At 69.5% G+C, this 10152-nt stretch carries 10 protein-coding genes and 1 pseudogene; 4 read left to right on the top strand and 7 right to left on the bottom strand.

Going from position 1 to position 10152, the window contains the following annotated elements:
• Together DEIPI_RS31250 and DEIPI_RS0114295 are read right to left on the bottom strand one after the other, a co-directional pair.
• Window positions 1-350: FGGY family carbohydrate kinase (locus tag DEIPI_RS31250; RefSeq protein ID WP_045234364.1), on the bottom strand; the 350-nt coding region annotated here is incomplete at its 3' end.
• A gap of 29 nt (window positions 351-379) precedes the next feature.
• A complete protein-coding gene (locus tag DEIPI_RS0114295) occupies window positions 380-847 on the bottom strand; it encodes an NUDIX domain-containing protein (protein WP_027482212.1) in 468 nt (155 codons plus the stop codon).
• 90 nt (window positions 848-937) lie between these two features.
• On the opposite strand from DEIPI_RS0114295, the pseudogene DEIPI_RS41495 reads away from it, so the two are divergent.
• The 3 genes and pseudogenes from DEIPI_RS41495 to DEIPI_RS0114285 form a co-directional block, all read left to right on the top strand.
• Window positions 938-1417, top strand: a pseudogene (locus DEIPI_RS41495) (TerD family protein); the annotation flags it as partial.
• A 210-nt stretch (window positions 1418-1627) separates the two neighbouring features.
• Entirely contained in the window at window positions 1628-2365 is a 738-nt protein-coding gene (locus tag DEIPI_RS41490; RefSeq protein ID WP_027482211.1) for an AIM24 family protein, read from the top strand.
• Window positions 2365-2631, top strand: coding sequence for a hypothetical protein (locus tag DEIPI_RS0114285; protein ID WP_045234362.1), 267 nt, complete (start codon window positions 2365-2367; stop codon window positions 2629-2631). The genes DEIPI_RS41490 and DEIPI_RS0114285 overlap by 1 nt, the downstream gene beginning before the upstream one ends.
• Window positions 2632-2680: 49 nt before the next feature.
• On the opposite strand, the gene fumC is transcribed toward DEIPI_RS0114285, so the two are convergent.
• Window positions 2681-4081, bottom strand: a complete 1401-nt coding sequence (gene fumC / locus DEIPI_RS0114280; protein WP_027482210.1) for a class II fumarate hydratase — start codon at window positions 4079-4081, stop codon at window positions 2681-2683.
• Window positions 4082-4164: 83 nt separating this feature from the next.
• Here fumC and DEIPI_RS0114275 point away from each other — a divergent pair, with 83 nt between their 5' ends.
• Window positions 4165-5148, top strand: a complete 984-nt coding sequence (locus tag DEIPI_RS0114275; RefSeq protein ID WP_027482209.1) for a YpdA family putative bacillithiol disulfide reductase — start codon at window positions 4165-4167, stop codon at window positions 5146-5148.
• Between the two features lie 69 nt (window positions 5149-5217).
• Here the strand turns inward: DEIPI_RS0114275 and DEIPI_RS0114270 are convergent, their stop codons facing one another.
• The 4 genes from DEIPI_RS0114270 to DEIPI_RS31245 form a co-directional block, all read right to left on the bottom strand.
• Entirely contained in the window at window positions 5218-6678 is a 1461-nt protein-coding gene (locus DEIPI_RS0114270) for an MFS transporter (RefSeq protein WP_027482208.1), read from the bottom strand.
• A 122-nt stretch (window positions 6679-6800) separates the two neighbouring features.
• The gene (locus tag DEIPI_RS0114265) at window positions 6801-8216 is read right to left on the bottom strand and encodes an MBL fold metallo-hydrolase (RefSeq protein WP_027482207.1); all 1416 of its coding nucleotides are present in this window, start codon (window positions 8214-8216) and stop codon (window positions 6801-6803) included.
• Window positions 8217-8322: 106 nt separating this feature from the next.
• On the bottom strand, window positions 8323-9612 hold the full coding sequence (locus tag DEIPI_RS0114260; RefSeq protein ID WP_027482206.1) for a BON domain-containing protein: 1290 nt from the start codon (window positions 9610-9612) through the stop codon (window positions 8323-8325).
• A gap of 153 nt (window positions 9613-9765) precedes the next feature.
• A partial coding sequence (locus DEIPI_RS31245) for an aldolase/citrate lyase family protein (RefSeq protein WP_045234361.1) occupies window positions 9766-10152 on the bottom strand: 387 nt, incomplete at its 5' end.

Here is a 10152-nt window from a genome sequence, read left to right as displayed (position 1 = left end):
CCGGCCGCGCGGAGCTCGTCGCACATGGGGGCGGTGCGGCGGTCCTGCCAGACGAGCGCGCGGTGCACCGGGCGGCCCGTCGCGCGGTCCCACAGCACCACCGTCTCGCGCTGGTTCGTGATGCCGATCGCCGCGAGGTCCGAGGCGCGCAGGCCCGCGCGGGACACGGCCTCCTGCGCGACGCCCGCGACGGACGCCCAGATCTCCTCCGCGTCGTGCTCCACGAGGCCGGGGCTGGGGAAGTGCTGCGTGAACTCCTTCTGCGCGGTCGCCACGACGGCGCCCCCCGCATCGAAGACGATGGCGCGCGACGACGTGGTTCCCTGGTCGAGGGCGAGGACGTGGGGCATGCGCCCGTTGTAACACGCCCCCGCGCAGCTCAGCGCACGAAGGGCCTGGGCGCGTCCGAGACGGCATCGCGCACGGGCCACGCGTCCGTCGCGCGGATCTCGGGCAGTTCCTCGGGCGCGAAGAAGCGGACCTCCAGCGTCTCGTCGTCGAAGCCGCCGTGATGCGTGACGGCGCGGCCCTCGAAGATGACGTTCACGAACTCCGCCATGTCCCCGTTCGGGTAGGTGAGGCGCATGTGCTCGGGTTCGCTGTACACGCCGAGCAGGCCGGTGATCTCCACGTCCCAGCCGGTCTCCTCGCGCGCCTCGCGCACGGCGGTGAGGGTGACGTTCTCGCCCGGGCCGGCCCAGCCGCCCGGGATGCCCCAGGTGCCGTCGTCGGCGCGGCGGACGAGCAGCACGCGGCCCCCCTCGTCGCGGACGACGACGCCCGCGGCGGGCGCCTTGACGAGGTCGTGGCCGATCTTGGCGCGCAGGTTGCGGATGTACGGGTCCATGCGGACCATTGTGCCGCAGGAACCCCGGCGGGCCGAACGCGTACTGTGAGAGCGTGGGCCCACGAGGGCCACGAGCGGAGGACGAACGACATGACCCAACTGCAGCGAGGAGAGAAGCGCAAGCTGGCGGACCTGAACCTCGGTCCCGTCCTGAACGTCACGGTGACGCACGACCTGCCGGGCGCGGACGTGAGCGTCCTCGGCCTCAGCGAGGACCGCAGGCTCCAGGACGACCGGTACTTCGTGTTCTACAACCAGCTGCGCAGCCCGGCGGACGAGATCGTGCTGTCCTCGTCGGGGAACACCAGCACCTTCCGGGTGGACCTGTCGCGGCTCCCGGCGGGCGTGCGGCGGCTCGTGTTCGTCGCGACGCACGACGACCAGCCCTTCTCGCGGCTCGGGACGCTCACGCTGACCCTCGGGGACGGCTCGCCGCGCGCCACGGTGACGCTCTCGGGACGGGACTTCGCGCAGGAGCGCGCCGTGATGCTCGCGGAGGTGTACCAGCACTCCGGCGAGTGGCGGGTCTCCCATGTGGGGCAGGGCTTCTCCGGGGGGCTGCAGGCCCTGCTGGAGTCGTTCGGCGGCGAGGCCGTCTCGTCGCCCGCCGCGCCCGCCGCGCCGTCCGCACCGCCCGTGACACCCCCGCCGCCCGCGAGCGGCACGTCCACCGGCTCCTTCTCCAGTCCCGGGGCCGTCCCGCCGCCCTCGCCGTCCGTCTCTCCCTCCCCGTCGCCCTCCGGCTGGTCCGGCTCGGGCGCGGGAAGCGTCTCCGGCGCCATCGGCAACGAGCCGACGTACACGGTGGACCAGTTCGTGAACCGGACGCGGGAGGCCGACCGTCCCGGCGACGTGTTCGAGCTGGAGAACTCCAAGATGCTGGAGGTGAAGGTGCGCGGCCGCGTGTGGAGCAAGCTCGGCGCGATGGTGGCCTTCAAGGGCAACCTCAGCTTCCGCCGCGAGGGCATGCTGGAGGGCGGCATCATGAAGGCCCTCGTGCGCGCCGTGAGCAAGGAGATGGAGCCCCTCGCGAAGATCGAGGGACAGGGCGTGTGCTACCTCGCCGACCAGGGCAAGGAGATCACCGTCATCCGTCTCGCGGGGGACGCGTTCAACGTGAACGGCAGCAGCCTGCTCGCGTTCGAGGACAGCGTGCAGCACGAGATCACCATGATGCGCCGCGTGGCGGGCATGATGGCGGGCGGCCTCTTCAGCGTGCGCGTGCGCGGAAGCGGGCACGTGGCGATCGTGTCGCACGGCAAGCCGCTCACGCTGCGCGTCACCCCGAACGAGCCCGTCTTCACCGACCCCAACGCCACGATCGGCTGGAGCGACCGCCTGCAACCGCAGCTGCGGGTGGATTCGAGCCTGCGCTCGATCTTCGGGCGGGGCGGCGGGGAGACGTACCAGATGGTCTTCCAGGGCGACGGCTTCGTCGTCGTGCAGCCCTACGAGGAGCTGGAGCGCTCCGGCGGGAGCCACTCGTCCGGCGGGTCCATCGGGGAGATCTTCGACTGATGCCCCACCGCGTGGTCCATCTGGAGATCAGCCTGCCGGAAGCGTCGCTGCGCTGGGCCGAGGAGTACCGCGAAACCCACGGCCTCGCGCACCTCGACGCCGTCCTCGTCCGCGCCGTGGAGGTCCTGCGGGACCTCGACCTGATCGAGGGCTACCGGGTCGCCGCCGGGGAGCACCGCCGCTCCCCGGACCCTCTGCTCGACAGCGACATCTCCGAGGGACTCGAACCGTCCGACGGACGCGAGTGGCTGGACGACCGAGCGTGAAGGAAGAGGCGCCCCATTCCCGGGGCGCCTCTCCTCTCCTCGCGTTCGGTTACGCGCTGGGGTGCGTCATGTCCATCGGCACGACCCACCGCTCGAACTCCTCCTCGGTGAGGTAGCCGAGCGCGAGGGCCGCCTCGCGCAGCGTGGTGCCCTCCTTGTGGGCCTTCTTCGCGATGGCGGCGGCCCTGTCGTAGCCGATGTGGCGGTTGAGGGCCGTGACCTGCATGAGGTTCTTGCCGAGGTTCTCCTCGATGCGCGGCAGGTTCGGCTCGATGCCGACGGCGCAGTTGTCGTTGAAGGCCACGCAGGCGTCCGACAGGAGCTGGATGCTCTCCAGGACGTTGTGGACCATCACGGGCTTGAACACGTTGAGCTGGAAGTTGCCCTGACTGCCCGCGAAGGCGACGGCGGCGTCGTTGCCGAAGACCTGAACCGCGACCATCGTGAGGGCCTCGCTCTGGGTGGGGTTGACCTTGCCGGGCATGATGCTGCTGCCGGGCTCGTTCTCGGGAATGATGAGCTCGCCGATGCCGTTGCGGGGACCCGACGCGAGCCAGCGCACGTCGTTCGCCATCTTCATCAGGGCGCCCGCGAGGGTGCGCAGGGCCGCGCTGGTCTGCACGAGCGCGTCGTGCGCGCTGAGGGCCGCGAACTTGTTCCCCGCGCTCACGAAGGGCAGGCCGGTCTCCTGCGCGAACTTCTCGGCGGCGAGGTCACCGAAGCGCGGGTGCGCGTTGAGGCCCGTCCCGACGGCGGTCCCGCCGATCGCGAGCTCGTGGAGGCCGGTGAGGGCGTGACGCACCTCGCCGAGGCAGTAGTCGATCTGCGCGACCCAGCCGCCGATCTCCTGCCCGAGCGTGATGGGCGTCGCGTCCTGCAGGTGCGTGCGGCCCACCTTCACGACGTCCGCGTACTGCGCGGCCTTCGCGGCGAGCGTGTCGCGCAGCTTCCCGACGCTCGGGAAGAGCTTGCCGTGCAGTTCCTCCACGACGGCGATGTGCATGGCGGTCGGGAAGGTGTCGTTGCTGCTCTGGCCGCGGTTGACGTGGTCGTTGGGGTGGACGGGCTTCTTGCTGCCCATCTCGCCGCCGGCGAGTTCGATGGCGCGGTTGGAGATGACCTCGTTCGCGTTCATGTTGCTCTGCGTGCCGGAGCCCGTCTGGAACACCACGAGGGGGAAGTGGTCGTCGAGGGCGCCCGCGATGACCTCGTCGGCGGCGCGGGTGATGAGGTCCGCGATGTCCCGCGGGAGCTCGCCGAGGTCCGCGTTGGCCTGCGCGGCGCCCTTCTTGAGGATGCCGAGCGCGCGGATGACGGGCCGCGTGAAGCGGAAGCGGTCCACGCCGATGGGGAAGTTCTGGATGGAGCGCTGCGTCTGCGCGCCCCAGTAACGGTCGGTGGGCACCTGCTGCGCGCCCATGGTGTCCGTCTCGGTGCGGTAGGTGGTCATGGCAAGGTGATTCTAACGCGCGTTCGGGGCGCGGGAACGCGTCACGGTTGCGCCCGCCCGCGCGTGCTAGCCTCCTCGGCGTGATGTACGACGTCGCGATCATCGGAGGCGGCCCCGTGGGACTCGCGGCCGCCATCGCCGCCAAGCGGGCGGGCCTGAGCTACGTGGTGCTGGAGAAGGGCTGCGTCGTGAACGCCATCTTCGACTACCCGACCTACATGACCTTCTTCACGACCTCGCCGGAACTCGAGATCGGCGGTCACCCCTTCGTGACGCTGCGGGAGAAGCCCGACCGCAAGGAGGCCCTCTCGTACTACCGCCTCGTGGCGGCCCGGGAGAACCTGAACATCGAGCAGTACACCGAGGTGACGCGCGTGTACCGCGCCCCCGCCGGGTTCACGCTGGAGGTCAACCGCAAGGACGGCTCGGACGGCGTGGTGGAGGCCCGCCGCGTGATGGTCGCGACCGGCTACTACGACCATCCCGTGCCCCTCGGCATCCCCGGCGAGGACGCGGAGAACGTCAGCCACTACTACACCGAGGCGCACCCCTTCTGGAACCTGAACGTGACCATCGTCGGCGCGGGCAACAGCGCCGCCGACGCCGCCCTCGACCTGTGGCGCGGCGGCGCGAACGTCACGATGGTCGTGCGCGCCCCGCACCTCAAGCCCACCGTGAAGTACTGGGTGAAGCCCGACCTGGAGAACCGCATCAAGGCGGGCAGCATCCGCGCGCACTTCGAGAGCCGCGTCGTGGAGATCCACGAGGACCGCGCGGTCGTGCAGCGCGCGGACGGCACCACCTTCGACCTCCCGACGGACTTCACCTTCGTCCTGACGGGGTACAAACCCAGCCTGGAGTTCCTCGCGGACCTCGGGCTCGCCCGGCACGAGGACGAGTGCCTTGTCCTGAGCGAGCACTACGAGTCGAGCGTGCCGGGCCTGTTCGTGGTGGGCTCGGCAGGCTTCGCGGGCCGCACGAACCAGGTGTTCATCGAGAACGGGCGCGAGCACGCCCTCCTCGCCGTCGCGGAGGTGGAGCGCCAGCTCAAGGGTGCTCTGGCCTGAGGCACGGCAAAGGAAAGACCGGATGTCCGAAGGCGGACGTCCGGTCTTGTTCATTGTGTGGCTACAGGCTTATCGACGGACGATGTCGAAGAAGGCGATAAGCGCCATCACCACCAGCATTCCAGAGAAGAGCGAGCCCTGACCGAATGTGTTCAGGCCCGGCACCGTATTGCTGAACACAGGCTTCACGACCGCCTGCGTCAGCGAGTTCAGCATCTTGAACAACGCCTGAATGGTGCCGGAACGTTCCTCGACCTCGTCCAGCTGGACGATCTGGATGGTGAGGGCCGTCCAGGACAGCGCCGATCCGAACCCAGCGAGCACGAAGCATCCGAAGAGCAGAATCGCGTTGAGGGCCGTGATCTCGGCCACGCTGGACGCCACGGCCGGAACGAGGTTCGCCACGATGGCAATGAAGAGCCCCGCCACCGCGAAGGACTCGATTCTGAACCCGCCGTCGAGCCTGCGAATGTCGCTCATCCGCTGGGTGAGGACGGCGGCCAGCATGTTTCCGATGACCTGCCCGGTCTGGGCGAAACTCGCGGCGTAAGCTATGCCCACGAAGGGCACGGCCCAGAAGATGTGAAGCAGCGTGCTTCCTCCCCAGAGGAGCCCCAAGGCGAAGATGAGCCACGCGGACGGATGTCCGACGATGACTCGGAATGCCGGCGGGAATCCACGAAACCAGTCCCGCGCAGGCCGGATATTCCCGGTGCTTGCCTCGGCAAGAATCAGAACGGAGACGGCCACGATCAGAAACGTGGTCATGTCTATCACGACGGCGCTCTTGCCGATCCAGGCGAAGAACACACCTCCGAGGATCGTGCCGATCACCTGGAAGAGGTAGTCGGCCAGGTCTCGACCGCTCTGTCCCGCCGCGGAGACCTTCCCTTCGAGGGAGAGGACGTCCGCATTGGACATGATGGTCTGCTCCGCGTCGTGGAGGCGGATGAGATCGAGAAGAGGCTGCCTTCTGGGCACGTCGCCGTTCATGTCTCTCCGCTCCAGTTGAGGCGCGTGTCGTCCGCGCGCGATCATTCGATCCTCGAATTCCCGCTGGATCACCTTCAAGGTGATCTCCTGAAGTTCGACTTTAAAGACCCGCGACATGACGATCGCGGCGAACGGCGAAAACAGGTTGTAGACGGCCCAGATGCTGGAAAACCAGGCGACCGGAGCCACGACCATCAATCCCGTGACGAGGGCCATGATCACGTTGCTGCTGAGCAACGCCACCCGCGCGGGCGTCGCGTCGGAGAGGGCTCCGGCGAATAGGCTCACGAAGGCGCTGAGTGCGACCTCGGCCGCCTGTACGCCTGCCACGGCGCGTTCTCCGCCGAGTTGAGCCGCCACGGAGTTGGCGACGATGGCCGTCACCTTCGTTCCCGCCTTGTTGAGCGCGGAAAAGAAGATAGGCATTTGGAGTCCCTGGCTCACGATGGCCAGGATGTACTTCGTGTCGTTCAGTCGATCGAAGATCCACTGCCGACCAAATAAAATGATCGCGACAGAAAAGGCAATAAAATTCAAAACTCTGCTTCCTTGAGATACGAAACTGCACCCTCACCCTACTCTCTCCTGGATTCCGGGCAGGGCATCACCACACGTGAGCAGGCCGGACCGCCCGGCCCGACCTGCTCACGGAGTCGTCTTTACGCCCGCGCGGGCTCCGTCTCCTGCCCTTCGAGGGGGTATCCGGCGGCCCGCCAGGCGGTGACGCTTCCGAGGACGTTGTAGACCTCCCGGAAGCCCTGCCGTTCGAGCAGGCTGGCGGCCATGCTGCTGCGGTAGCCGCTGCCGCAGTACACCGCGAGGGGCCGCTCGGGGTCGAGGCTCAGGCCGGGCAGGTCCTGCCAGAGCCGCCCGAGGAAGGCGTGCCGGGCGCGCGGCAGGTGCCCGCCCTGCCACTCGTCGTCGCGGCGCACGTCGAGGAGTTGTAGGTCGTCCTCCGCGTCGAGGGCGCTTCTCAGGTCGTGGACGCTCATGGGGTGGCTGCTGCGGATGGGGAGGCCCGCCTCCACCCAGGCGCGCATGCCGCCGCGCAGGTAGCCGCAGACCCCTTCGAGGCCGAGCCGCGTGAGGTGCTCCTCCACGAGACGTTCGTGGTCGGGGCTGTCGAGGATGACGTAGAGGTCGTGGCGGGGCGCGAGCATCCAGCCCGCCCAGATGGGGAACGCGTCGCGCAGGGCGATGTTGAGGCTGCCCTCGACGTGCGCGTCGGCCCACGCCTCGATCTCGCGGGTGTCGAGGACGACGGCGTTCTCGTGCCGGATGGCTTCCGAGAAGTCGCGTGGATCGAGCCAGGGCACCTGTGGGCGCGTGCCGAGGTAGCCGGGGCCGCGCGTGTTGAGGTCCTTCACGCGGGCGTAGTAGACGGGCTGCGGCGGCAGGCCCGCGAGGAGCCGCGCCGTGAATTCCGCCTCGTCCTCCACGGAGAGCAGCGGGTTGTGGACGCGTTCGTACCCGATCGTGGTGAGGTCCCGCACGCCGATGCGTCCACCGCAGGGCGAGCCGTGCCCGTGCGCGGGGTACACCAGCAGGCCGTCGTCGAGCGCGAGGAGTCTGCGCAGCGACGAGAAGAGCTGCCGCGCGCCCTGCTCGGCGTCGACGCTCTCGGCGAGGTCGGGACGGCCCACCTCGCCGTTGAGGAGCGTGTCGCCCGTGAAGACGGCCCACTCGCCCTCCGCGCCGTGCCCGCCGCTGGAGAGGACGAGGCTGACGTGTTCGGGGGAGTGGCCGGGCGTGTGCAGCACCCGCAACGTGAACGCGCCGAGCCGCACGAGGTCCCCGTCGGCGTGCTCGCGCGCGTCGAAGCCGAGGCCCGCGCCGGGTCCCACGTGCACGGCGGCGTTCGTGAGGGTGCACAGTTCGCGCGCGCCGGAGAGGTAGTCCGCGTGGACGTGCGTGTCGAACACGTCCGTGATGCGGACGCCGTGCGCGCGGGCGAGGTCGAGGTACACGCCGACGTCGCGGCGCGGGTCGATGACGGCGGCAACACCCTCCACCGTGTCGGCGAGGAAGTAGGACAGGGCCGCGAGTCCCTCGGTCCTGATGGTCTCCAGAATCATGAGGCCTCCTGTGGGGCGCCGGTCGGGGAGGTCGCGGCAGGGGCGGACGGAACGCCGCGCGTTCCGTCCGCCGTGGGAATGTGGGGTGAGGTGTGGCGGGGGACGCTCAGCGGTTGCTGTCGTCGCGGTCGCTCGACAGGCTGCCGCCCGTACCGCTGCTGTTGCCCATGGAGGTGCCGCTCGACGTGCTGCCGGTGGTGGTGCCCATCGAGCCACTGGTCGAGCCGCTCATGCCGCTCGTGCTGCTGCCGCCGCTCGCGCTGCCCGACAGGCCGCCCATGGTGCCGCTGGTGGTGACGTCGTGGCTGGTGTCGGGCGTCGCGACGATGGTCTGCGAACCGCCGCTCATGCCGCTCATGCCGCCCATGCCCTGCTGGACGCGGATCTGGTTGTGCACGTCGCGCACGCCGCGGATCTGCTCGGCGACGTCCTCGGCCATGCGCTTCATGCGGCGGTCGCCGACGGTGCCGGTGAGGGTGACCTCGCCGTTCTGGACCATCACGTCGATGTCGGTCGCGTCGATGTCGTGGTGGTAGGTGAGCTGCTCGTTGATCTCCTCGCGGATGCGGTCGTCGCTGCGCTGGTAGTTCTTCGGGCCGCGTCCGTAGTGCTGGCCGGAGGAGCTCTGGCTGCCGCTCATGCCCGACTGCGAGCCGTACGACTGGGAGCCGTACGAGGAGCCGGAGGACTGGCCGCCCATGCCCATGCCGTACCCCATGCCGCCCTGCGAGCTGCCCGAACCCATGCCGTAGCCCTGGCTGCCCGAGCCCATGGTGCCCATGCCGCCCTGCGAGCCGTACGAGGAGGAACCGTAGGAGGAGCCCTGACCGTAGGACCCGCCCTGACCCTGCTGGCCGTAGGACTGTTGTCCGTAGCCCTGCGAGCCGTAGCCCTCGCTGCTGCCGATGCCGTAGGAGCCGCCCTGCTGGCCGTAGGACCCGCCGCCCATGCCCATGCCGCGGTTCTCGTTGCCGTAGCCCGAGCCCATGCCGTAGGTGTCGCGTCCGCTCATGTCGCCGCCGCGCATGGTGCTGCCGCGCCCGTAGCGGTCGCGTTCCATGTTGCCCATGTCGCGGTCCATGCCGCCCATGCCCTGGCCGTAGCCGCGGTCGCCGGGGTTGTACTCGCCCATGCCGCCGAGGCCGCGCCGGTAGGAGTTGTCGAGGCCGTTGCCGCCGGGGGCCATGCTGCTGTAGCCGTACCCGCGGTCGGAGCGTTCCATGCCGGAGCCGCGCCCGTCGTCGTAGCCGCCGTAAGAGCGATCGCGACCGCCCATGGAGCGGTCGCGATCGTCGTCACGGTTGCCGGACATGGACATGTCACGGCCCGAGCGCATGCGGTCACGGTCGTCCATACGGTCGTAGCGGTCGTCGCGGTCGTAATCACGGTTCGTCATACGTCCTCCTTCGCGGCCCGCGCCCGCGAGGTGGCAGGGCGGGCGCTTTTGGTTGGCCTGCGTTCTCAGTAGAGTCCCGCTGTCTGAGGATCACCTCGGCGGGGCGATGAAGCAGGCGGGAACGCAGGGCTCATGAACGAACGATTGTTGGGATCAGCTGAGGTCGAGGGAACGCGCCGTCTCCAGCAGCTCGCGAGCCTCGCTCGCGTGCAGGTGCTCCACCAGCCGCCCCTCGAACACCGCCACCGACCGCCCGTCGGCACGCGCCGCTTCCCACGCGTCCAGCAGGGCGCGCGCCCGCGCCACCTCCCACGCGGCGGGCGCGAACACCTCGTTCGCGACGCCCACCTGCGACGGGTGGATCAGCGTCTTGCCGTCGAAGCCGAGATCACGGCCCTGAAGGCAGGCCGCGCGCAGGCCCGCCTCGTCCGCGAGGTCGAGATGCACCCCGTCGAGCGCCGCGAGCCCGTACGCCCGCGCACACGTCACGACGGCCGACAGGGCGTACAGCAGGTTCGCGCGGCCCGGCACGTGCCGCGC

The sequence above is a fragment of the Deinococcus pimensis DSM 21231 genome (genome assembly GCF_000519345.1).
Taxonomy (GTDB): Bacteria; Deinococcota; Deinococci; order Deinococcales; family Deinococcaceae; genus Deinococcus_A; species Deinococcus_A pimensis.
The sequence above is the reverse complement of the archived record's forward strand: the minus strand, read 5'-3'. Positions and strand labels throughout refer to the sequence as shown.

What these genes read in the sequence shown, in the direction of transcription:
- DEIPI_RS0114295 (WP_027482212.1), bottom strand. Translation starts at nt 847, where the DNA reads ATGGACCCGTACATCCGCAACCTGCGCGCCAAGATCGGCCACGACCTC.
- DEIPI_RS0114285 (WP_045234362.1), top strand. Translation starts at nt 2,365, where the DNA reads ATGCCCCACCGCGTGGTCCATCTGGAGATCAGCCTGCCGGAAGCGTCG.
- fumC (WP_027482210.1), bottom strand. Translation starts at nt 4,081, where the DNA reads ATGACCACCTACCGCACCGAGACGGACACCATGGGCGCGCAGCAGGTG.
- DEIPI_RS0114275 (WP_027482209.1), top strand. Translation starts at nt 4,165, where the DNA reads ATGTACGACGTCGCGATCATCGGAGGCGGCCCCGTGGGACTCGCGGCC.
- DEIPI_RS0114265 (WP_027482207.1), bottom strand. Translation starts at nt 8,216, where the DNA reads ATGATTCTGGAGACCATCAGGACCGAGGGACTCGCGGCCCTGTCCTAC.
- DEIPI_RS0114260 (WP_027482206.1), bottom strand. Translation starts at nt 9,612, where the DNA reads ATGACGAACCGTGATTACGACCGCGACGACCGCTACGACCGTATGGAC.